Below are 23,330 nucleotides of genomic sequence, written 5' to 3'. Positions count from 1 at the left end.
TCTATCTGAAGACTTATCGTCGTTCCGGTCGCTGACCGGGACGACAGCCGCAGCTTGAGGGGGCCGACATGCTGATCAATCTTGAGAAAATCTTGCTAGGGTTGGGCGCGCTTGCGGTCATCCTTTTGGGGGTGCTGATTGCCTCCAATGTGGTGGCGCGCGCAGTGTTCAGCACGGCGGTGCCTGACTCGGTCACCATGGTGCGAGAGTTGATGGTGGCGGCGATTACTCTGCCGATTGCTGCGGCGACTGCGGCGCGGGCGCATGTGTCGGTGGCCTTTATTTCTGATCGGTTCGGATCGCGGTTCCGGTCTTGCCTGATCGTGGCCGGATCGGTCGTCGGTCTGATTGCACTGGCGCCGCTGATCTATGCAGGTGGGCGCGATTTCCTGAGCGTTTGGGAAAAGGGCAGCTATTTCTATGGTGATCTGAACCTGCCGAAATGGCCCGGGCGAGCGATCTTCGTGGTCGGGATCGGGGCGACTTTCTTGCGGTTGGCCGAACTGGTCTGGCGCGATATTGGCACGATCCGCGCTGGCGGCACGGTGTCGGACGAACAACAACACGCAGGTGATCTTTTGACCGAAGGCGAGGTACGCTAATGGATGCGTCAACAATCGGCATGATTGCATTTGCCGCCGTTCTAATCCTGCTGGCGCTTCGCGTGCCGATTGCCTTTACCCTCGCGGCGATTGCGACTGTGGGCACGTTTTTCATCTTTGCGTTCCGCACGGGCACCTTCATGCCGGAACGTGCGATCCGCGCCACCACCTCGATGGTGTTTTCCAATTCCTTCGACCTGATCCACTCCTACGATCTGTCGATGATCCCGCTGTTTGTCGCGCTGGGGCATATTGCCTACCGCGCCGATATCACCACCAAAATCTATCATGCCGCCAAGGTCTGGCTGACGCGACTGCCGGGCGGGGTGGCGATGGCATCTGTTATGGGTTGCGGCGGGTTCTCCGCGATCACCGGATCGTCGATCGCCTGCGCCTCGACGATGGGCAAAATATGCACACCCGAGATGCTGCGCATGGGCTATGACCCGCGCCTTGCCACCGCCAGTGTGGCGGCAGGCGGCACGCTGGGATCACTGATCCCGCCGTCGGTTCTGTTCATCATCTACGGTATTTTCACCGAAACCTCGATCTCCTCGCTGTTTCTGGCAGGTGTCCTACCAGGGCTTTTGACGCTTGCAGGGTTCATTCTCGTGATCGCGGTCTGGGTCTGGTGGTCGCCCGAGATCGCGCCAAAGACCGACCAACGCTATAGCACGGCGGAGCGGATGCGCGCGGCTCTGGACAGCTGGCCTGCGGTTCTGCTGTTCGTGGTCATCATCGGCGGTATCTATGGCGGCATCTTTACTGCCACCGAAGCCGCTGCTGTCTGCGTGGTGGCCGCGACGTTGATCGGTTTTGCGCAGCGCAAGTTGACCCTGCAGGGGCTGTGGGATGCGGTGAAAGAGACTTGTATCCAGACCTCTGCGATCTTCCTGATTGCCGCAGCGGCCAAGATTTTCGTGGCCTTTGTGGCGCTGACCGGCGTGGCTGGCGTGATCGTGGGCGTGGTGACCGATGCCGAGCTTTCGTTGCTGCTGCTAATGGTCTGCATCGCGGCGATCTATCTGCTGTTGGGCATGTTCCTTGATCCGATTGGTATCATGGTGTTGACCTTGCCACTGATGATCCCGCTGGTTGAAAGCTATGACCTGAACCTGATCTGGTTCGGCGTTGTCGTGATCAAACTGCTGGAGATCGGGCTGATTACGCCGCCAGTGGGGCTCAACGTTTTCGTCATTGCCAATGTGGTGGGCCGCGACGCGCCGATCGACAAGATTTTCGCGGGCATCACGCGGTTCTTGTCGGTGGACATTATCGTTTTGATCCTCATCATGTCCTTCCCGATGATATCGCTGCTGATCCCGATGGGCGCTCAATGACAAAAGCCAACACCCCTCCTGCCTCCGGCGAGGCGACAGACCGCAAGTTTGCCAGCACGCTGGCACGCGGTTTGGGGGTGTTGCGGGCGTTTCGGGCCAGTGACAACGGGCTGACCCATGCCCAGATCGCCGAGCGGACGGGGTTGCCAAAACCCACCGTTTCGCGGCTGACCTATACTCTTTGCGAACTGGGCTATCTCAGCCATGGCGGGCGCAATGACCGCTTCCGTCTTGGCCCTGCGGCGATTGCGTTGGGGTCGGTTGCCTCGGTCGCGGTCAGCTTCGTTGATGCGGCATCGGAGGCGATGCAGCAACTGGCCGATGAAACCGCAACTTTGGCGTTGATCGCAGTGCGCGATGGCGACCGGATGATGCTGGTGCGCACATGGCGGCCTGCCCATGCCTCGACGATCTGGCTGGAGCCCGGGCACCGTATTCCGGTGATGGGATCGTCTTCGGGGCTGGCCGTGATGGCGAGCTTTGACGACGAAAAGTTCGATGCATTGCAGCCCGACACAGAGATGCGAAACTACCGCCGCGATGGCTATGATCAATTGCTGGGGCAGGGCTTTGTCATTGCACCGGCAAAAACCCGCTATGCGCGGACCATAAACGCCGTCAGCGTGCCTTATTACGCAGGGGAATTTGGCGAAGCCGTTGCTTTTACCTGCGGCGCATTGCCTGATGACCTGCCAGACAGCCGCATCCTCTCCGAGGTTGGACCGGCGCTGCGCACTGTGGTGAATACAATCGAACACCGGCTGGGCAGGGCACCTTCGCTCAGCCGCCGAGGATAAGACAGTCGAGGAGACCGATATGAGCAACGTAGCCTATTCCCGTCACGACGATATCGCCGTGCTGACCATCCAGAACCCGCCCGTCAATGCGCTGAGCCTTGCGGTACGTCAGGGGCTGATGGCGGGCATGGATCAGGCCGAAGCCGATAGCGGCGTGCGGGCCGTTCTGATCGTCGGCGAAGGCCGCGCCTTTATCGCAGGCGCTGATATCACCGAATTTGGCAAGACCCCGCAAGCGCCGTGGTTGCCCGACGTTTGTAACCGCATTGAAGCCTCGCCACTGCTCGTTGTTGGCTCCATGCATGGTGTCTCGCTCGGGGGCGGGCTTGAGGTGGCGCTGGCGGCGCATTACCGCATCGCCCAGCCGTCGTCGCGCGTTGGCCTGCCCGAAGTGCACCTTGGCCTGATCCCCGGTGCCGGGGCGACCCAGCGTCTGCCACGCCTCATCGGGGTGGAAAAAGCACTCGACGCAATCACCACGGGCCGCCATATCAAAGCGCCAGAAGCGCTTGAGATGGGCATTATCGACAAGGTTGAAGAGGGCGATCCCGAAGCCGTCGGTCTGGCCTATACACGCAGCTTGCTCGACGAGGGTGCCAGCCGCCGTGCAGTCAGCGAAATGCCAAGCCCGCAAGCAATTGACTGGCACGCGGCTTATGACGCCACGCTGAAAAAGGGCCGTGGCCAGATCAGCCCCGCCCAAGCGGTGCGCGCTGTGCAGGCCAGTGTCGAACAGTCCTTCGAGGAGGGCATGAAGACCGAGCGCCAGATGTTCATGGACCTGATGAAGACCGACCAGCGCGAAGGCATGATTCATGCGTTCTTCTCCGAACGCGCAGTGGGCAACTTGCCGGAGCTTAAGGGGGTAGAGCCGCGCGCCTTGCAATCCATCGGCGTCATTGGTGGCGGCACCATGGGTGCGGGCATCGCCACTGCCGCCGTGCTGGCGGGCTTCGAAGTCGTGTTGATCGAGATGAAGGACGAGGCTGCTGCCGCTGCGCATGAGCGGATCGCGGGGAATCTCTCTGGCGCGGTGAAGCGTGGCAAGATCACCCAGCAGAAGTTCGACGCGCTCACCACCGTCGCGCTGACCGTGTCGACCAACTACGACAGCCTTGCATCGGTTGATCTGGTCGTCGAAGCGGTGTTCGAGGATATGGACGTTAAGAAAGACGTCTTTGGCAAGCTCGATGCAGTCTGCAAACCGGGCTGTGTGTTGGCGACCAATACCTCCTACCTCGACGTGAATGAAATCGCCGACAGCACCTCGCGCCCTGCGGATGTGATCGGGCTGCACTTCTTCTCGCCCGCGCATGTGATGAAATTGCTCGAAGTTGTCGTGGCCGATAAAACCGCCGCTGATGTGGTCGCGACCGGTTTTGCCTTGGGCAAAGCTCTGGGCAAAACCTCGGTCCGTGCGGGTGTTTGCGACGGGTTCATCGGCAACCGTATCCTCGCGACCTATCGTACAGCGGCGGATCACATGGTGCTGGACGGGGCGACACCCTATCAAATTGATGCCGCGCTGGAGAAATTCGGCTTTGCCATGGGCCCCTTTGCTGTGGCCGATCTGGCCGGTCTCGACATCGGCTGGATGACCCGCAAGCGCAAAGCGCCGACACGCCACGCGGATGAGCGGGTGCCGACCTATATTGATCGTCTGTGCGAACAGGGCCATTTCGGCCAGAAGACCGGACAGGGCTATTACATTTACGAAAAAGGCAAGCGCGGCGGTGTGCCAAACCCCGCGATCACCCGCCTGATCGAAGAGGAGCAGACAGCGCTCGGCATTACGCCGCGTGCCTTCACCGACGCAGAAATCGTGCGCCGCTATATGTCTGCGATGGTCAACGAAGCCGCCAAAGTGGTGGGCGAGGGCATCGCCAAACGCCCGCTCGACGTCGATATGACGCTGGTCTTTGGCTACGGCTTTCCGCGCTATTGGGGCGGGCCGATGAAATGGGCCGATCTGCAGGGCCTTGGTGCCGTGCTCTCCGATATCGAAACCTACGCGCAGGAGGATGCATGGTTCTGGCAACCCGCCCCCCTGCTGACGAAACTGGTGGCCGAAGGCCGCACCTTTGATGATCTGAACAAGGAAGCCGCGAAATGAAACAAGCTGTTATTGTCTCCACCGCCCGCACCGGACTGGCCAAAAGCTTTCGGGGCTCTTTCAACATGACCCATGGCGCCTCAATGGGTGGCCATGCGGTGAAACACGCTGTTGAGCGCGCTGGCATTGACCCCGCGCTGATCGAAGACGTGATCATGGGTTGCGCCACCCCCGAAGGCGCTACCGGCCAGAACATCGCGCGCCAGATCGCCCTGCGTGCGGGCCTGCCGGTCACGGCCTCGGGTGTCACCGTCAACCGTTTCTGCTCCTCCGGTCTGCAAACCATCGCCATGGCCGCCAACGCGATCTGCATGGAGGGCGCAGGCCCGATGGTCGCAGGTGGCGTTGAGAGCATCTCGATGGTGCAGCCCCACGCTAAAGCGGTCCGTGATCCGTGGCTCGAAGAGCATATGCCCGACATCTATATGTCGATGATCGAAACCGCCGATGTGGTGGCCAAACGCTACAACCTCAGCCGCGAGTATCAGGACGAATATTCCCTGCGCAGCCAGCAGCTGATCGCCGCCGCCCAAGAAAGCGGCAAGTTCGACAATGAAATCGTGCCGATGCAAACGGTAATGGGCGTGCAGGACAAGGAGACCAAGGAAATCTCCACCCATGAGGTCACCGTCACCCGCGATGAATGCAACCGCCCGACCACCACAATGGAGGGGCTCGCGGGCCTGCAGCCGGTGCGCGGCGAGGGCAACTTTGTCACCGCAGGTAATGCCAGCCAGTTGTCGGACGGCGCCGCAGCCGTAGTGGTGATGGACAGTAAGGAAGCCGAGAAAGCAGGCCTGACGCCGCTGGGCGCCTTCAAAGGCTTTGCCGTCGCGGGTTGCGAGCCAGACGAGATGGGCATCGGCCCGATCTATGCGGTGCCACGTTTGCTTAAACGCCACGGGCTGACGGTCGATGACATCGACCTGTGGGAATTGAACGAAGCCTTTGCCTCACAGTGCCTCTATTCGCGCGATACGCTGGGCATCGATCCCGAGAAATACAACGTCAACGGCGGCTCCATCGCCATTGGTCACCCGTTCGGTATGACCGGCGCACGGATGACCGGCCACCTGCTGCTTGAAGGCAAGCGGCGCGGCGCGAAGCTGGGCGTGGTCAGCATGTGCATCGGCGGCGGCATGGGTGCTGCTGGCCTGTTTGAAATTTACTAAAGGGGATCATCTGATGGACCTGAGCTATAGTGACGAAGAAAAGGCCTTCCGCGAGGAAGTCCGCGCTTTTCTGGATGAGAAACTGCCCAAGGAGATGGCCGAGACCATCCGCAAGGGCGAAGAGCTGGGCAAAGAAGGTCAGGAACGCTGGCATGCGATCCTGAACGCCCAAGGCTGGTTGGCGCCGAACTGGCCCAAGCAGTTTGGCGGTGCCGAGTGGAATGCCGTTCAGCGCCATATCTTTGAAGAAGAGGCCGCCGCCCATTACGCGCCGCGTACCGTGCCGTTTGGCCTGTCGATGCTGGCACCAGTGTTGCAGAAATTCGGCTCGAAATCGCAGCAGGATTACTGGTTGCCGCGCATCCTGTCGGGTGAGGACTGGTGGTGTCAGGGCTACTCCGAGCCGGGGGCCGGATCCGATCTTGCCTCGCTCAAAACCATGGCTGTGCGCGAGGGCGACCACTACATCGTCAACGGTCAGAAGACATGGACGACACTGGGCCAACACGCCAATATGATTTTCTGCCTCGTGCGGACAGACAAGGACGTGAAGCAACAAGAAGGCATCTCTTTCCTGCTGATCGACATGGACACACCGGGCATCGAAGTACGCCCGATCGTGCTGCTCGATGGCGGAGCCGAGGTCAACGAGGTCTGGTTCACGGACGTCAAAGTGCCGGTCGAGAACCTTGTGGGCGAAGAGAACAAAGGCTGGACCTACGCCAAATATCTGCTGACCCACGAGCGCACCAATATCGCGGGCGTCGGTTTCTCGCGGGCTGGTCTGACTGCGGTGAAGCGCATTGCGCGGGCCGAAATGTCGGGCGGTCGTCCGTTGATCGAGAACCCGCATTTCGCGGCACGGGTGGCCAAGGCCGAGATTGACTTGATGGCAATGTCGACCACCAACCTGCGGATCATCTCCAAGGCGGCGGCCGGTGCTGCACCGGGGGTCGAGTCCTCGATGATCAAGGTCAAAGGCACGATTATCCGTCAGGAAATCAACGATCTGGCGCGGCGTGCGGCAGGTGTCTACGCGATGCCCTTCGCCTCCGAGGCGGTCGAGGGTAGCAACGAAGCCCTGCCTGATCCGCATTCTGCCGGTCCAGTGGCGGCGCAGTATTTTAACAATCGCAAGCTGTCGATCTTTGGCGGGTCCAATGAAATCCAGCGCGGCATCATCGCCAAAGTGACGATGGGAGGTGGCAAATGAATTTTGACCTGACAGAAGAACGCCAGATGTTGCAGGACAGCCTGCGGCGCTTTCTGCGCGACAAATACGACACCGCGACTCGCAACAAGATCCTTGAAAGCGATTCCGGTCTTTCCACCGAAATCTGGCAGGGTCTGGCAGAGCTTGGGGTGATCGGCGCGCTGTTCACCGAAGATCAGGGTGGCTTTGGTGGCGCAGGTTTCGACCTCACCACCGTGTTCGAAGAGTTAGGCCGCGCTGGCGTGGTCGAACCCTTCCTCGATACCGCCGTTCTAGCAGGCGGCTTGATCGCTGACCTGGGCACCGAGGCACAGCAGGCGCATGTCGAAGAGATCATCGCTGGCACCCTGCAAATGGCTTTCGCCCATGGCGAACCCACCAGTCGCTATGACCTGAACCGCGTTCAAACCTCGGCCAAAGCCGATGGCGACAATATCGTGCTCAACGGGCGCAAGGCTGTCGTCGTCAATGCCGAAGCCGCCGATATGCTCGTCGTCTCGGCCCGCGAAAGCGGTGACGCAGGTGATGCGGAGGGGATTTCGCTGTTCCTCGTGCCTGCCGATGCCAAGGGCCTGACCATTCAGGGCTATGCGCTGCTGGCGGGTGGTCGTGCGGCTGAGGTCACGCTTGATGACGTCAGCATTCTGGCCTCTGCCCGATTGGGCGCTGCAGGCAAAGCGGCCAGCGCCATCGAAGCGCGGGTCGCCATCGCCAATGTCGCTCTGTGCGCCGAGACTTTGGGTGCCATGGAAACCGCCACGGCGCTGACCAAGGAATACCTGATGACGCGCAAGCAGTTCGGGCGTCCCATCGGCACCTTTCAGGCGCTGGCGCACCGCATGTCCGACCTGCTGATCGAGCTGGAGCAGGCACGCTCTGCCGTGATCAACGCGGCGGGGCATCTGGAAGGCGACGACAGACAGCGCGATCTGCATGTTGCGGCGGCGAAAAACCTGCTGGGCCGTGCGGGCCGTATGGTTGCCGAAGACGCGATCCAGATGCACGGCGGCATTGCCATGACGCAGGAATACGAACTGGCCCATATCGCCAAACGTATTGTCATGGCCGACCACCGCTTTGGCGATACCGACCACCATCTGGAGCGTTTCATTGCCCTATCCGCCGCATGAAGCCCCCCAGAGCGGGGCGGAAAAGCTTGTAGGTTATAGTATCGATCTGAGCGATCCGGCAGGCACCTCTGCCGTATCGCTCGAGATCGCTCCGAAGCATTTGAACCGCAACGGCACTTTGCACGGCGGCATCCATGCGATGATGCTGGACGCCGCTGGCGGTTTCGCGGCCTCCCGCAAACTGGCGGGAGAAGGGGAAATCGTGCAGGTTATGACGCTTTCTCTGGCCACTAATTTTGTCGCCTCGGCTTCGGAGGGCCGCGTGACGGTCACGGGTCGCGTGACGGGCGGCGGTTACAAGATTGTCTATGCCGAGGCGCAGATGGTGGATGCAGAGGGCCGCATCCTATCCACCGCGCAGGGCGTTTTCAAAAGGAACGCGACATGAGCGCACGGGTTGAAGATTGCGGAGATCGGCTGATCATCTGGAACGGCAATGCCGAAAAGCGCGGCGCGTTGACGCCCGAGCTTTATGAGGCAATTTCCGAGGCGATGGCAAAAGCCAGCGAGACCCGCATTCGGGCGGTGATCATCACCTCCGAAGGCAAGTTTTTCTGCGCCGGTGGAGACTTGAACGTGCTGATCGAACGGCGCAATCTGAGCGAGCCGGAGCGCCGTGCCAAGGTTGATGGCCTGCATGATCTGGTGCGGTCGATCCGCGCCTGCCCGGTGCCGGTAATTGCTGCCGTCGAAGGCGGAGCGGCTGGCGCAGGGCTGTCGCTGGCCTTGGCCTGTGACATGGTTGTGGCGTCCGAAGAAGCACAGTTTACCGCCGCCTACGTCAAGGCGGGGCTGGTGCCTGACGCGGGGCTGACCTCGGCGCTGTCACGGCTGTTGCCACGCCCCTTGTCGATGGAGATGTGCCTGCTGGGCCGTCCGGTCATGGCGAAACGCTTCGCCGAACTGGGCGCGATCAACCGTGTCACCCGCGTGGGCAAGGCGCTGGAGGAAGCACTGGTTCTGGCCGATACTTTGGCGTCTGGTCCGCGAGCCGCACAAGGCGCCATCCGGACGCTGGTGGCAAATGCCTATGAGGCGACCGAGCTTGAACAGCTTGACGCCGAGCGGGACGCGATGGCTCATGCCGCAGGCGCGGACGAGGCCGCCGAAGGCATCGCTGCCTTCCTTGAAAAGCGCAAGGCCGAGTACCGCTGATGCATTCGGGCACCGGGATCGGCAAGGCGCAGCAGATGTGGGGCGGGCTGCCTTTCGGGGCTCACGTCCTGACGCGACCAGGGCTGGTGCCGAATGATCGGGCCAATGCGGCCGCGCGGATTGAATTGAAGGCCGCAACGGCGCAGGGCCGATTGGGGAATATGACGCAAATGCGGGAGGCAGCGGAATAGTGGCACGGGTCGAAGAATTTCTGAACACGCAGGTGGCCACACGCCCCTATGCGCCCGCCCTTAGCGACAGCATCGGCACAGCGTGGAGCTATGCCGAGTTGAACCTCGCTGCCGAAGATGCAGCAAGGATGCTCACCGAGGCAGGCGTGCGGCGCGGCGATCGGGTGATGATGCTGTCGGAGAATTGCGCAAGCGCGGTGGCGATGCTGTTTGCCTGCTGGAAGATGGACGCGGTGGTCTTGCCGGTCAACGCGCGCCAGACCGCGAGTGAGGTACAACGGATCGTCGATCACGCGAAACCTGCGGTGATGATCTTTACCACTGCTGTCAGCAGTGATGCGGCAAATCACGCCGGCCGGATGGGCGCCGAGGTGGTTTCGGGCGCGTTTGGTGCGGTACATGTCGCACAGTTCGAAAGCGCGCCAGACCCGGACCTCGCCGGTGTGGCGGTGCTGCTTTACACAACAGGCACCACAGGCGATCCCAAAGGTGTGATGCTGACCCACGACAACGTGCGCTTTGGCGGTATGGCCTCGGCCAATCTGCGCAGCATGACGCCGGATGACCTGATCTATGGCGTGTTGCCGATTACCCATGTCTTCGGATTGGCCTCGGTGGTGACGGCAGCTTGCTATGCGGGTGCGGCCGTGCGGCTGGAGGCGCGCTTCTCGGCGGCGGGGCTTTTCACCGCCTTGCAGGACGGGGTGACGCTGCTTTCAGCGGTGCCGCAGATGCACGCACTGCTAATGCAATATACCAAAGAGCAGGGGCTGGTCTCGCTGGGCTCCGCAAGGCTGCGCTATGTTTCTTCGGGGGCGGCGCCGCTGGACCCCGCGTGGAAACGCAAGGCTGAGGCTTTTTACGGGGTCGGATTGCAAAACGGGTATGGCATGACCGAAACCACCGCCGGTGTCTGTGCGACGCGCAATCCTTTGGGCACCGAGGATACCTCGACCGGCCCGGCCTTGCCGGGTGTGGAGATCAAGATTGACGACAGCGTGCCGGGGGGCAGCGAGGGGTCAGGCGAGGTACTGACCCGTGGCGGCCACATCATGCGCGGCTATTATCGCAACCCCGAAGAAACCGCCCGTGCTGTGGACGCCGACGGCTGGCTGCGCACCGGCGATCTGGGCCGGATTGATGCGCAGGGCAATCTGCACATTCTGGGCCGCTCGAAGGAGTTGATTATCCACGGCGGTTTCAACGTCTATCCGCCCGAAGTCGAGGCGGCGTTGAACGATCATCCGCAGGTGATCCAGTCCGCGGTAATTGGCCGGATGCATGGCGGCGACGAACAGGTGCTGGCTTTTGTGCAGATCGCCAAAGGTGATACTGTTTCTGTTGAGGAGTTGCGGGCTTTTGTGGCGGAGCGGCTTGCGGGATATAAGCGGCCCGCGCGGATCGTTCTGGCGACCGAATTGCCCGCCGCGCCGACCGGGAAGATTTTAAAGCACCGGTTACTTTCGGCTTTTGCCGATCAACTGGACTAGCGGCTCACCGCGCCTTCGGCATCGCGAAGAAAAAACCCGCCCCGTTGTGAAAACGGGGCGGGTTTATGTTAGGTCCATGTGCCTTCGGCAGCAGCGCGAATCGCGCGGATGTTTTCGCCGTAAGGTGCGGGGTCGCTGACCGAGCCGCCTTTGAATACGGCAGAGCCTGCGACCAGCACATCGGCGCCTGCGGCAGCAACCGAGGGCGCGGTGTTTGCATCAACGCCGCCGTCAATTTCGATATGCACTGGACGGTCGCCGATCATCGCGCGCAGGGCTTTGATTTTGTCGGACATGTCGATGAACTTCTGGCCGCCGAAGCCGGGGTTCACGGTCATCACACAGATCAGGTCTGTCAGATCGAGCAGATGGGCCACTGCCTCGGCTGGCGTGCCGGGGTTCAGCGCGACACCGGCCTTGCAGCCCGCCGCGCGGATCGCTTGCAAGGTGCGGTGGATGTGAGGGCCAGCCTCGACATGGGCGGTCAGGATATCCGCACCGGCAGCCGCGAAGGCATCGATATAGGGATCTACTGGCGAGATCATCAGGTGCACGTCCATCACACCTTTGATGTGCGGGCGGATCGCGGCACAGGTGGCAGGGCCAAAGCTGAGGTTCGGGACGAAGTGGCCGTCCATCACATCTACATGCACCCAATCGGCGCCTTGGGCCTCAATAGCGGCGCATTCGGCACCGAAGTTGGCAAAATCGGCGGCGAGTATCGACGGGGCGATTTTGATGGAGCGGTCAAATGGCATGGCGGGCCTCATGGGTTGTTTGAGCGCGATATAGCGAGCCGCGACGCGGGTTGAAAGAGCGGGACGCGCCGCGGGAATTTTTTACGGCCAAACAAAGCCTCGGCGGAGTGGCCTAAAGGTCGATCTCCAACAGGCCACCCGGAGCGGCGGCGCGGGACTGGCACAGGATCAGCGCGGTTTCGCGTTGTTTGGCGGAGAGGACGAAGTCGCGGTGTTCGACTTCGCCGCTGCGCAGCCCGCATTTACAGACGCCACAGATACCATCGCTACATTTGAGGTCGACCGCGATACCCGCCGCGATCAAGGCGTCGGCGGCTGACTGATCTGCGGGCACCGCGATCTCGCGGCCAGAGGCGAGGCGCAGGGTGAAGCGGTGGTTGATGTAATCCGGTACCTCGGGGGTGGAGAAATACTCCAGATGCCGTCGATCTTCGGGGATGCCAGCCTCGGTCGCGGTGGTGATCGCGGCTTGCATATAGGCGTCTGGTCCGCAGGTATAGACGTGGGCGCCTTCGGGGGCATTTGCCATGACGCGGGGCAGATCGATGCGGGTGTCCTCGGCGGAGATATGTAGGTGGACTCGGGATGCCCATGTCATTTGGCCAAGAATATCGGCAAAGGCGGCGGTGTCGCGGCGCGGCGCGGAATAGTGCAGGTCGAAGCGTTTGCCCAAGTGGTGCAGGCGGTGGGCGAAGGCGATCATCGGGGTGATGCCGATGCCGCCACCCATCAGCAGGGTATGGGCTGCATCCTCGACCAGCTCGAAATGGTTGACGGGTTTGGAGACAAACACGCGGCGGCCCGTGGTGAAAATACGGTGCAGCATGGCGGAGCCGCCGCGCCCTGTGTCCTCGCGCAGCACAGCAATACGGTAGCGGCTGCGGTCGGCGGGGTCACCAAGCAGCGAATAGGGGCGCAGGTATTCCGGCGCCACCACCAGATCAAGGTGCGCGCCTGCGGTCCATGCGGGCAGGTCATGGCCTTGTGGATGGGCGAAATCATATGAGGTGACGCCATCGCTTAGCTTCTCCGCACCGGTAATGCGCAGGTCGAGCACGGGGGTATCATCGCCCGTGGCATAAAGGTGCAAATGTGCGGTTTCGCCCGCGGCAGTGCGGCGGCGGTGCTCATCGGCGCTGAGCAGGGCGGCGTGGGCCTTGATCCCTGCTTCGCGGTTCATCGGGTCGGGGTAGGGCCAAGGGTGCGGTGCCAGCGGCGCGGGGTAAACCGCGAGGGTCTGATCTTTGAATTGCAGGTCAAGCTCGGGCTGCAGGTCCCGCGCGTTGACGGGGGCGGCGGGCAGGGTGAACCGCCCGGTCTCGCGCTTCATCTCAAGGTCCCACCACCATTTCTTAACCGGATTGAGGCCGCCCTTGCCGAGTTTGTCGTCGAGCTTGGCCAGCAGCGGTGCGGCAGCGGGGATATGAGTCGCGGCCCAACGGAACGGCGCTTCGGCGAACAGACCTTCAAGGTTCCACGGGCAGGTCTTCATGCAGCGGCCACACATGGCACCGCCTTGGTTGGTGATCCGGTAGGTGGCGCATTTCTGGCTGTCGGATTTCCAGATCTCATAGCCGTTGAACATGGTTTTCGGGCCAGCGGTGATTGCGCCGGACGGGCATTCACGCGCGCATTTGTTGCAGCTTTCGCAGAATTTTTGCAGACCGAAGTCGATGGGCTTGTCGTGGAATACGGGCAGGGTCGTCGTCACGACGCCGGATTTGAGGCGCGGGCCGAGGAAAGGGTTCAGGATCACCTCGCCGATGCGGCTGACCTCGCCCAAACCGCTGAGCAGCAGAAGTGGCGGTTGCAGCACGTCGCCGTCCATCACTGTGTGGGCTTTAGCGCTGTAGCCGAGGTTGCGCAGATGCTGCGCCAGAACCCCGCCGATGATGGCAAAGCGCAGATAGGCGCGCATCGATTGAGCGACGCTGATCCAGTCATCGCCCGAGGCCCCCTCCATCGTGTCAAAGCCTTGGTCGATGATCAGGCTCAGCGCTTGGTTGTGCGGTGGCGTGATCGGGGTGCCGGTCGGGTCGTGGCTGTACCACGTCCAGTCGGGGCAGGCCGAGATACCGGAGGCATCCGAGCCGAGAAAGTAGGAGGCCCCTTTGAGGTTGGCAGCGTTCGCTTCGGGGAGGTTTTCGCGCTTTTCTTCGGCGATCTCGCCGTCTTGCAGCAGGATCAGCGCGCCGAGCAGGCGGCGTTGCGCGGCGGAGGGGGCGGATTTGATGATGTGGTGTCCGCCTTTCATCGCGTCCTGAACCTTGGGGCCCATGTCGCCGAACTGTGCACGCGCGAACATATCCGCGCGTTTCGGCACGCGGGGGACATTGGGCGCATCGATATATGTGGTTGGATTGTCGACCCGCTTGAGGGTCTCGAACGGGTGCGGGCCATCGGCAAAATCGCGGTTGGCATAGGGGTCGTGGGTCCGGGCCGAAACACCGCCGTGGGTGCCAAGCTGCCAATGCGGGCCTTTCAACACCGACCACGGTTGCTCTGCCATGGGCGCCAGCGGCAGGTCGGAGGCCAGCGGCAGATCCGTGGTGACCACGGCAAGGCCAAATCGCGTGCCAATCCAAGGCGACGTCAATCCGCCGTCTTCCCAAACCGCCAGCCCTGCGGCCACCGCCAGATGGCCCAGATGCATATCCGTGGTGGTGAGGCTGTGGGCGCGGGCATCAAAGCCAAGCTGACGGATATATTCAGCCAGCACAGTCGCGTTTTCTGTACCGCGCAGGCAGGCGCGTTGGGCCTGTGCGTCCTTGATCCAATCGGTTCCAGCCTCGTCGCGGCGCGGGTCGCGGGGGTAGGCCGTGAGGATCACGACGGCGTGGCTATGGGCGCCAAGCGGGGCATCGGGCGTGCTAGCCGCTTCGCGCAGGTTGGCCATGATCACGTCAACGCCAGCGGCCAGCGTCTTGGTCTGGCGTTCGCGCAGATCGCGGGCCAGGGCGTCGGTATCGGGGTTGCGCCGTGGGCTGGCAAGACGCGCCGCATCAGGCAGGGCACAGACTCCCATCATTGAGGCGTCGTTGTAATAGCCGAACGCCTTAAGGTGATCGGCGCGGGCCGAAAGGTCGTCGGGAATATCGGCGCCAGCGGCGTTGCATTTACCACCGCGCAACACATCCATCATCGCCTGAAACGGTCCCATCGCATTGACGATGCTCTGCGGATCTTCGGGGCGGGCAAAGCTGATTTCCGGCAGGGGCAGGGTCGACAGATCGGCCGTTGCACCGGCGGTTTCCAAACGGCGGAGCCGCTCTAGCGGGTAGGAGCCGAGGTGGACCGGGCGGGTGCGGGCGGAGAATATTTTCATAGGCGATTGGTGGCACAACTATGCGGGGTGTTCCAGAAAGAAACGCCTGTGTTTCAGTAGCGGCAAGCGCCCGCGTCTATGCGGATCAGCGCCCACAATCCGCGGGCTTTGCAAATCGTGAACGGGGGCTGTAGGTTGAAGCGTCTGGCGAAGGCCCATGCGGCCCAAGCCGCGGATTGTCGAGCGATCTAGGAGATCTCGTTGTACGAAGAGAGCAGTGCCGCACGGTGGGACCTGACGAGCGACAGATCGATGGCGCAAGCGGTCCGGATGGCGCGGATTCCGCTGTGCATCACCGACCCCAACCAGCCCGACAACCCGATTATCTTTGCAAATACGGCTTTCCTCGACCTGACCGGCTATAGCGAAGCCGAGGTGATCGGTAAAAACTGCCGCTTTCTGCAAGGGCCAGATACGACGCCAAAAAGCATCTTTCGGGTGCGTAAGGCGATCGAGGATCAGCGCGTCGAAACCGTCGAAATCATCAACTACCGCAAGGACGGCTCGCGCTTTGTGAACGCGTTGCAGATCGGGCCCATTCTGGATGACGCCGGAGAGATGACCTATTGCTTTGGCTCGCAGCTTGATGTGACCGAAACGCGCGATGCCGAAGACCGGGCGCACAAGCTGGCCAGTGACGAGTTGATCCACCGGCTTGGTAATGTTGTCAATGTGATGACCGTGATCATCCGGCTGACCGCCCGCGAGGAGGAAGACACCTACACTTTTGGCACTAAGGTCGCAGGTCGTCTGCGGGCCTTGAGTGATGCGCATTTGCAGACCATCAACCGGCCTGAAGGTCAGGCAATGGGGCTGAGGGAGTTGGCGCGAACCACTTTGCTGGCCTATGCGCCACTAGGGCAGGACCAATTTACTTTGACCGGCCCTGAAGCGATGATTCCGCGAAAGCTGAACTCCTTTGTGGCCTTGGGGCTGCACGAGCTGGCGACAAATTCGGTGAAACACGGCGCGCTCAGCAGTGCGACGGGCCGCGTCGCCTTGAACTGGGAGAACCGGACAGCGACCGGCGGGGCGGGTTTCTCGTTTCGCTGGGAAGAGGCGGGCGGGCCACGGGTGGTACGCTCGTCGCGGCGCAGTGGCTCGCGGATGATCAGCGAATTGGCGACGGCAATGGGCGGCACGATAGAGTTCGACTGGCAAGACACCGGTCTGATCGCACGGGCGGATTTCCCCGACTGACAAGCAGCGCTGCGAGATCGTTTGCCGTGTTGGCGGGATTCGGCTCCGGCCCTTTCACCGCGCTCAACGGCTTGACTTTGCGGCAGCGCGGCGACCATTCTTGCCGCGACTTCAGGGGAGAGAACCAATGACCACTTTTAACCGCCGTCAGGCGATTGCGACCCTCGGCGCAGCCACGGCTGTCGGCCTTGCCACGCCCGCGCTGGCGCAGAACCGCAAAATCACCGTTGGCGCACTGCGCTTCACCAGCCACTCAGCCAGCTTTGTCGCCGTTGAACGCGGCTATTTCGCCGATGCCGGGCTGGACGTCGAGTTGCGCTTTTTCGAGGCCGCCCAGCCGATGGCCGTCGCCGTGGCTAGCGGCGACGTGGACTATGCCGTGACTTCGATTTCGGGAGGCTTGGTGTCCTTGGCACAAAAGGGCGCAGTCAAGGTAATCGGCGGCGGATTGCAGGAAGAACCGGGCATCGACGGGCAGAAAATTCTCGTCTCCGATGCGGCATTTCAGGCAGGCGTCACCGCGCCGTCGATGCTGGACGGCAAAAGCTTTGGCATGACGCAGGCGGGCTCTTCGTTCCATTACATGGGGTCGAAAATGGCGCAGGCAGAAGGCATCGAGATGAGCTTCAAGCCGTTGCAGAAGGTTGGTGCCGTGATCGGCGCGCTGAAGTCGGGACAGATCGACGCTTGGGCCATCGTGCCGCATATCGCCAAACCGCTGGCGGGGTCGGGTGCGGTGCACATCATTGGCGACGTGGCGACATATCTGCCGGACTATCAGGTCACGACAGTGTTTACCTCGGCCAAGAACGCCAGTGATGAAAAGGAGATGACCCAGAATTTCATCGCCGGTTTCTCCAAAGGTGTGGCGGATTATAATGCCGCGATGATCGAGCGGACCGGCGGCGATGAGGCCGAAGCCGAGATGGTCGATCTGATCCACAAATACGTCTATGCCGACCAGCCGCGCGAGAAGGCGGCCAAGTCGATTATCAACGGCACCATGCGTTTGAACGAAGGGGCCGCGTTGAACGTGGCCTCGGTCGCCGATCAACTGAGCTGGTTCCAGTCCGAAGGTTTGGTCGACGCGGATATCACAATGGAAACGCTGGTCGATACCTCCTACGTCAAAACCATGGGCGTCTGACCAACTTTCGTTTTTCGAATGTCTAGCTCAGCTTGGGCTGGGCGGGCGCCCTCCTTTGATCAGGGGGGCGTTTTGCACTTTGGCTTCTCGCCAAACCTCGTGACAAAAGGCCAGCCATGGACCTGAAACTTGACCACGTCAGCCATCACTACGGTGCTACCGAAGTGCTGCGCGACATCACGCTCGATTTCCCCTCGGGGCAGATTGTCTGCATCGTCGGGCCGTCGGGCTGCGGCAAATCCACCTTGCTGCGGATGCTGGGCGGGTTGGAGCAACCTACTGCGGGCAAGGTCTTGCAGATCGGTACGCCGCCCGCTGATTGCCTGAACCCGCTGACCTATATCTTTCAGGATTTCGCCTTGCTGCCATGGCGCACGGTGCGCGGCAATCTGGCGCTGGTGCTGGAGGATCACGGGCTGAGTGCTGCTGCGCGCGACGCGATCATCACCGACGTTTTAGCCCGCACCAAGCTGAGCGAATTTGCCGATGCCTTGCCCAAACAGCTTTCTGGCGGGATGAAACAGCGCGTGGCGATCGCGCGCGCCTTGGCGGTAAACCCTGCTGTAATGCTGATGGACGAGCCGCTCTCCGCGCTCGACAGCCAGACACGCGAGTTGCTGATGGATGATCTGATCGGGCTATGGACGCGCCAGCCCTTTACGGCAGTTTACGTGACCCACAACCTCGCCGAAGCGGTGCGGCTGGGTCATAAGATCGTGGTGCTGTCACGCCGTCCCGGACAAGTGCGTGATATCGTGACGCTGAATACCCCGCTGGCCGAGCGGGCTTATGGTGATGCGGAGCTTGAAGCCCAGCAGCAACACCTCTGGGCCTTGATGCGCGACGAGGCGGCAGCAGCAGATGCGGAGCTTTTGAATGTCTGAGCCAGCACTGGAAGTCCGCTTTCGCGGCGGTGGTTTCGTGGCACGGCGCAAGCGCGGTGTCGGCATCACGGTGTTTATTGTGCTGGTGTTGCTGGCCGAATGGGGCACGCGCACGGGGGTCATCTCGGCGCTGACCCTGCCACGGCCCAGTGATGTGGCGCTGACCTTCAAGGAGCTTTACGAGTCGGGGTTGTTGTTCAAGCATTTGCTGCCTTCGCTCTCGCGGCTGGCTGTCGGTGCGACGATGGGCGCGCTCGCGGGCATCGCGGTGGGCCTGCTGATCGGGCTTTTCAGCCTCGCGCGGGCGGGGCTTGTACCCTTGGTCGCGGCGCTGTTCCCGATCCCAAAGATCGCGCTACTGCCGCTGTTCGTGATCTGGTTTGGCATCGACGAGATGAGCAAATATGCCCTGATCGCTTTTGGTACTTTTACCCCGACCGTGGTGGCGACCTATGCGGCGGTGGATAATGTGGACCGGACGCTGATCCGCATGGGGCAAAGCTTTGGTCTGAAATGGCGCTCGATCGTGTGGAAGATCGTCTTGCCCGGCGCGATGCCGGGCATCCTGTCGGGGCTGCGGATTTCGTTGACCATCGCGATTATCCTGCTAGTCGCCGCCGAGATGTTGGGCGCGGAATATGGCATTGGGGCGTATATTTTGCAGGCGGGCAGCCTTTATGACCTAGAGCGGTTGTTCGCGGGTGTGGTGATCCTGTCGGTGATGGGCGTCCTCGTCTCTGCCGCGATTGCGGCGGTCGAGCGTCGGGTGCTGCGCTGGCGGGTTTAAGCCGCGTAGGGACGAGCACGCCGTAACCGTAAATGGAACCGTCGCGCCCCTTGTCGGGTTGTTCGATTGATTGAACAACGCAAGGTCCGGCGCGATGGCATATTCCGAAGGCGACAGGGTCGAATGGGACTGGGGCAAGGGCACCGGAACCGGCAGGGTGCAAAATACCTATGACCACAAGGTAACCCGCACCCTGAAAGGCAGCGAGATCACCCGCAACGGATCGGCCGACAATCCGGCGCTTTATATCGAACAGGAGGACGGGGCCGGTGTGCTCAAGCTGTCCTCTGAAGTGCGCGAGGCTTGAGCCGCGATGATGCCCGCCGATCTGATCTATTTTACCGATGACCGTCCGGGCATCCTGCGCCAACGCCGCGGGCGCGGGTTCAGCTATATAGCGCCCGACGGTACCACCATCGCACGCGGTGCTGAACGTGCGCGGTTGGAGGCGCTGGCAGTCCCACCGGCCTATGAAGATGTCTGGATGTGTCCGGTCGATAACGGCCATCTGCAAGCCACGGGTCGCGATGCGCGGGCGCGTAAGCAATACCGCTATCACCCCGAATGGGCCGCTGCGCAGGCGGAAACCAAGTTTGCCGGACTGGTTGATTTCGGCCATGCCCTGCCGCGCATCCGGCGACGGGTGCAGCGCGATCTCAAGGGCGAGGTCGGCGAGCGTGACTTTGCGCTGGCCAGCGCCGTGGCTTTGATTGACCGGACCGCGATGCGCGTTGGCAATGTCGGCTACGCGCGTGAGAATTGCAGCTATGGTGCCCTGACCCTGCGGAACCGACATGTGCGGCTGGAGGGGGATACGATCCGCCTGAAATACAAAGCCAAGGCCGGAAAGATGGTGCGGCGACAGATGAACGACAAGACACTGGCGCGCATTTTGCACCGCATTGCAGACCTTCCCGGCGCCGAGGTCTTGAGTTGGACCGGCGAGGACGGCACCCCCTGCACGCTAAGTTCCAACGCGCTTAACGCCTATATCGTCGATGCGGCGGGACAGGAGGGCATCACCGCCAAGACCTTCAGGACATGGACCGGTACGCTGGCTGCCTTTGGGGTCGCGGAGAAGGGTGCATCGACGATCAAGGCGATGTCCGAGGCCGCTGCCGAACGTCTGGGCAATACGCCTACCATTGCGCGTAACAGCTATATTCACCCTGAGGTGATCGGGCTCGCAGGCACCGAGGAGCTGGACATCGACAATACCGCACCATCTGGGCTGCTGGCCACCGAGGGGCGGATGTTGAGCTTTCTGGAGGACCTGTAGGTGTTTTGAAGCACCGTTTTGCAGAAGCGGGCCTGTCCAACCCCATGCTGGCACGGAACGGGAACGCGCCTAAAACGCGCGGCCCTTTGCTTCCAGCACTTTATTTCGTCTGCTTTCAAAGCGCCTTCCGGAGGCGCAGAAAGATTTTTCAACTAACCTCTTGACCTTCCAGTGACTGGACACCCCATGTTGTAACCAATGACATGACCGGAGGTGGTATCATGAGCGATCAATCAAGCTATCAATTAGATGTCGAAGGCATGAGCTGCGCGTCGTGCGTCGGACGGGTCGAGCGTGCGCTCACGGCCGTTGATGGTGTGCGCGAGGCTAGTGTGAACCTCGCCAATGAAACCGCGCAGGTCGCGCTTGATGACCCTGCCCAGCTTGGCGCGGCGGTGGCGGCGATCACGCAGACAGGGTATCACGTTGTGACCCGCGAGCTGCGTTTTACAGTGGCGAACATGAGCTGCGGCTCCTGTGTCGGGCGGGTCGAGAAAGCTCTGCGCGCCGTACCGGGTGTGGTCGATGTCAACGTGAACCTGCCCAGCGAATCTGTCATGGTGGAGGTGCTGTCTGGTGTTGCATCGGTCGCCGATGTGACCCGTGCTGCTGAGGCCGCAGGATATCCGCTGACTGTGCAAGAAAGTTCGGCCACAGCCACAGACACCCGCGCCGACCGCAAGGAAGAAGAGCGCCAGCGCCTGCGCCGTGCGACCTTGCTTGCGGCGGTGCTGACCGCGCCTGTGGTCGTTCTGGCAATGGGCGGTCACCTGATCCCCGCCTTCCATCACTGGATCAGCCAGACCATCGGGATGCAGGCCAACTGGATGATCCAGTTTGTGCTGACCACCGTGGTGCTTGCGGGGCCGGGCCGACAGTTTTTCATGCTTGGCGTCCCGGCGCTGCTGAAAGGCGCGCCGGATATGAACGCGTTAGTGGCAATCGGCACCTCGGCGGCATGGCTATTTTCCGTGGTGGCGCTATTTGCGCCAAGTCTGCTCCCCGCAGGCGCGGCGGATGTGTATTTTGAGGCCGCAGCGGTGATCGTCACGCTGATCTTGCTGGGCCGCTGGTTGGAGGCGCGGGCAAAAGGCCGCACCGGTCAGGCCATCGCCCGTTTGGTGGGCCTGCGGGCCAAAACTGCGCGTGTCGTGCGTGGGGGGGAGATCGTGGAACTTCCGGTGGAGGAAATCGTCGCAGGCGATGTCATCCACTTGCGTCCCGGTGAAAAGGTCGCGGTCGATGGCGAGGTCGTGACTGGCGATACATGGATCGACGAAAGCATGATCACTGGCGAGCCGATGCCTGTGCAAAAGCAGGCCGGCGACCGCGTTGTGGGCAGCACGGTCAATGGTACTGGCGCGTTGCAATACCGCGCCACCCATGTCGGCGAGGACACAATGCTGGCGCAGATCATCCGCATGGTTGAAACCGCGCAAGGCACCAAGCTGCCAATCTCGGACGTGGTGAACCGCGTGACCCTGTGGTTTGTCCCTGCAGTGATTGCAGTGGCGGTCATGGCCGTGGTGGTCTGGCTGATTTTCGGGCCTGATCCGGCCTTGGGCAATGCATTGGTGGCCGGTGTTGCCGTGCTGATCATCGCCTGCCCCTGTGCGATGGGGTTGGCCACACCGACCTCGATCATGGTGGGTACGGGGCGGGCCGCCGAGCTGGGCGTTCTGTTCCGCCAAGGTGATGCTTTGCAGTCGTTGCAGGGCGTTGATGTGGTTGCCTTCGACAAGACCGGCACCCTGACCGAAGGTCGCCCCGTGCTCAACCAGATCGAAGTCGCCAGTGGCTTTGACGCGGCTGAGTTGCTGCGGCTGGCAGCATCGGTCGAGGCGCAATCAGAGCATCCTATTGCCCAAGCAGTGCTGAACCGTGCGGAGCGGGACGGGCTGACCTTGGCAGAGGTAACTGACTTTGACACGATCACCGGCTACGGGCTGCGCGCAAAGGTCGACGGGCGCGAGGTACTGATCGGTGCAGCGCGGCTAATGACCCGCGATGGTATCGATATGGGTGCCTTTGCCGAACGCCACACCAGCTTTGGCAAGGCGGGGCAAACGCCGCTGTTCATTGCCGTTGATGGCCAGATGGCCGGGGTGATGTCGGTCGCTGATCCGGTGCGTGCCGAGGCCGCAGAGGCGGTCGCGGCATTGCACAAGATGGGCGTAAAGGTCGCGATGATTACCGGCGATACCAAAGCCACCGCCGAAACCATCGCCGCCGAGCTGGGCATCGACCATGTGGTTGCCGAAGTATTGCCCGAGGGCAAAGTCGCTGCGGTCAACAGTCTCAAAGCAGGCGGCAAGATGCTGGCCTTTGTCGGTGACGGCATCAATGACGCGCCCGCTTTGGCGACTGCCGATGTCGGGATCGCGATTGGCACCGGCACTGACGTGGCAATTGAGGCGGCCGATGTGGTGCTGATGTCGGGTGCGACCAGCGGCGTGGTTGCCGCCTTTGAAATCAGCCGCCGCACCATGGGGAACATCCGCCAGAACCTCGTATGGGCCTTTGGCTATAACGTGCTGCTGATCCCCGTCGCGGCGGGCGCGCTCTATCCGTTCTTTGGGGTGATGCTGTCGCCGATGCTGGCGGCAGGCGCGATGGCGCTTTCGAGCGTATTCGTGCTGACCAACGCGCTGCGGCTGCGCCGTGTCGCGGCCCCCGTAACGCCAAAATCCGGTGCGGCCCCCCGCACCGGCGCGATGCCGGCCCCACAGCCGACACCAGCAGAATAG

The 23,330-nt window shown here is 61.9% G+C and carries 20 protein-coding genes; 18 read left to right on the top strand and 2 right to left on the bottom strand.

All coding sequences use genetic code 11. The features are described from left to right. The first annotated feature begins 68 nt into the window (after nucleotides 1-68). Genes BM174_RS01545 through BM174_RS01495 form a run of 11 tightly spaced genes read left to right on the top strand, consistent with a single transcriptional unit; the run spans nucleotide 69 to nucleotide 11,203 of the window. Complete coding sequence (locus BM174_RS01545) at nucleotides 69-602, top strand: TRAP transporter small permease (RefSeq protein ID WP_093922055.1); 534 nt, start codon at nucleotides 69-71, stop codon at nucleotides 600-602. Beyond that, a complete protein-coding gene (locus BM174_RS01540) occupies nucleotides 602-1,942 on the top strand; it encodes a TRAP transporter large permease (protein ID WP_093922054.1) in 1,341 nt (446 codons plus the stop codon). The genes BM174_RS01545 and BM174_RS01540 overlap by 1 nt, the downstream gene beginning before the upstream one ends. Further along, nucleotides 1,939-2,739, top strand: coding sequence for an IclR family transcriptional regulator (locus BM174_RS01535; RefSeq protein ID WP_093922053.1), 801 nt, complete (start codon nucleotides 1,939-1,941; stop codon nucleotides 2,737-2,739). Before BM174_RS01540 ends, BM174_RS01535 begins: the two co-directional genes overlap by 4 nt. 19 nt (nucleotides 2,740-2,758) lie before the next feature. Next, nucleotides 2,759-4,852 (top strand): 3-hydroxyacyl-CoA dehydrogenase NAD-binding domain-containing protein, encoded by a 2,094-nt coding sequence (locus BM174_RS01530; protein ID WP_093922052.1) that lies wholly within the window; start codon nucleotides 2,759-2,761, stop codon nucleotides 4,850-4,852. Next, nucleotides 4,849-6,024, top strand: coding sequence for an acetyl-CoA C-acyltransferase (locus BM174_RS01525; RefSeq protein ID WP_093922051.1), 1,176 nt, complete (start codon nucleotides 4,849-4,851; stop codon nucleotides 6,022-6,024). Before BM174_RS01530 ends, BM174_RS01525 begins: the two co-directional genes overlap by 4 nt. A gap of 13 nt (nucleotides 6,025-6,037) precedes the next feature. After that, nucleotides 6,038-7,237: an acyl-CoA dehydrogenase family protein gene (locus BM174_RS01520; protein WP_093922050.1), complete on the top strand. Its 1,200-nt coding sequence runs from the start codon at nucleotides 6,038-6,040 to the stop codon at nucleotides 7,235-7,237. Then, entirely contained in the window at nucleotides 7,234-8,367 is a 1,134-nt protein-coding gene (locus BM174_RS01515) for an acyl-CoA dehydrogenase family protein (RefSeq protein WP_093922049.1), read from the top strand. Before BM174_RS01520 ends, BM174_RS01515 begins: the two co-directional genes overlap by 4 nt. Further along, entirely contained in the window at nucleotides 8,348-8,755 is a 408-nt protein-coding gene (locus tag BM174_RS01510; RefSeq protein ID WP_177209385.1) for a PaaI family thioesterase, read from the top strand. Before BM174_RS01515 ends, BM174_RS01510 begins: the two co-directional genes overlap by 20 nt. Further along, nucleotides 8,752-9,522: an oxepin-CoA hydrolase, alternative type gene (locus tag BM174_RS01505; protein WP_093922047.1), complete on the top strand. Its 771-nt coding sequence runs from the start codon at nucleotides 8,752-8,754 to the stop codon at nucleotides 9,520-9,522. The genes BM174_RS01510 and BM174_RS01505 overlap by 4 nt, the downstream gene beginning before the upstream one ends. Next, nucleotides 9,522-9,713: a hypothetical protein gene (locus BM174_RS01500; protein ID WP_093922046.1), complete on the top strand. Its 192-nt coding sequence runs from the start codon at nucleotides 9,522-9,524 to the stop codon at nucleotides 9,711-9,713. Before BM174_RS01505 ends, BM174_RS01500 begins: the two co-directional genes overlap by 1 nt. Further along, nucleotides 9,713-11,203, top strand: a complete 1,491-nt coding sequence (locus BM174_RS01495) for a class I adenylate-forming enzyme family protein (protein ID WP_093922045.1) — start codon at nucleotides 9,713-9,715, stop codon at nucleotides 11,201-11,203. The genes BM174_RS01500 and BM174_RS01495 overlap by 1 nt, the downstream gene beginning before the upstream one ends. 68 nt (nucleotides 11,204-11,271) lie before the next feature. On the opposite strand, the gene rpe is transcribed toward BM174_RS01495, so the two are convergent. Then, entirely contained in the window at nucleotides 11,272-11,961 is a 690-nt protein-coding gene (gene rpe / locus BM174_RS01490) for a ribulose-phosphate 3-epimerase (protein WP_093922044.1), read from the bottom strand. Between the two features lie 112 nt (nucleotides 11,962-12,073). After that, nucleotides 12,074-15,286 (bottom strand): 2Fe-2S iron-sulfur cluster-binding protein, encoded by a 3,213-nt coding sequence (locus BM174_RS01485; protein ID WP_093922043.1) that lies wholly within the window; start codon nucleotides 15,284-15,286, stop codon nucleotides 12,074-12,076. A gap of 201 nt (nucleotides 15,287-15,487) precedes the next feature. Between BM174_RS01485 and BM174_RS01480 the strand changes: the two genes are divergently transcribed. The 7 genes from BM174_RS01480 to BM174_RS01450 all read left to right on the top strand — a co-directional run bounded on the left by BM174_RS01480 (nucleotide 15,488) and on the right by BM174_RS01450 (nucleotide 23,330). Further along, complete coding sequence (locus BM174_RS01480; RefSeq protein WP_245766232.1) at nucleotides 15,488-16,486, top strand: PAS domain-containing protein; 999 nt, start codon at nucleotides 15,488-15,490, stop codon at nucleotides 16,484-16,486. A gap of 127 nt (nucleotides 16,487-16,613) precedes the next feature. After that, the gene (locus BM174_RS01475; RefSeq protein ID WP_093922042.1) at nucleotides 16,614-17,633 is read left to right on the top strand and encodes an ABC transporter substrate-binding protein; all 1,020 of its coding nucleotides are present in this window, start codon (nucleotides 16,614-16,616) and stop codon (nucleotides 17,631-17,633) included. Between the two features lie 116 nt (nucleotides 17,634-17,749). Further along, on the top strand, nucleotides 17,750-18,517 hold the full coding sequence (locus tag BM174_RS01470) for an ABC transporter ATP-binding protein (RefSeq protein WP_093922041.1): 768 nt from the start codon (nucleotides 17,750-17,752) through the stop codon (nucleotides 18,515-18,517). Continuing rightward, nucleotides 18,510-19,304, top strand: coding sequence for an ABC transporter permease (locus BM174_RS01465; RefSeq protein ID WP_093922040.1), 795 nt, complete (start codon nucleotides 18,510-18,512; stop codon nucleotides 19,302-19,304). The genes BM174_RS01470 and BM174_RS01465 overlap by 8 nt, the downstream gene beginning before the upstream one ends. Nucleotides 19,305-19,398: 94 nt before the next feature. After that, nucleotides 19,399-19,611 carry a hypervirulence associated TUDOR domain-containing protein gene (locus BM174_RS01460; protein WP_093922039.1) on the top strand — a complete coding sequence of 71 codons (213 nt, stop codon included), beginning with the start codon at nucleotides 19,399-19,401 and terminating at the stop codon, nucleotides 19,609-19,611. A 6-nt stretch (nucleotides 19,612-19,617) separates the two neighbouring features. Beyond that, the gene (locus BM174_RS01455) at nucleotides 19,618-20,583 is read left to right on the top strand and encodes a DNA topoisomerase IB (protein WP_093922038.1); all 966 of its coding nucleotides are present in this window, start codon (nucleotides 19,618-19,620) and stop codon (nucleotides 20,581-20,583) included. Nucleotides 20,584-20,804: 221 nt separating this feature from the next. Further along, nucleotides 20,805-23,330, top strand: a complete 2,526-nt coding sequence (locus BM174_RS01450) for a heavy metal translocating P-type ATPase (protein ID WP_093922037.1) — start codon at nucleotides 20,805-20,807, stop codon at nucleotides 23,328-23,330.

It is taken from the genome of Sulfitobacter brevis (assembly GCF_900112755.1).
Taxonomy (GTDB): domain Bacteria; phylum Pseudomonadota; class Alphaproteobacteria; order Rhodobacterales; family Rhodobacteraceae; genus Sulfitobacter; species Sulfitobacter brevis.
Note: the sequence above shows the minus strand (reverse complement) of the source record. Positions and strands in the feature narration are given on the sequence as shown.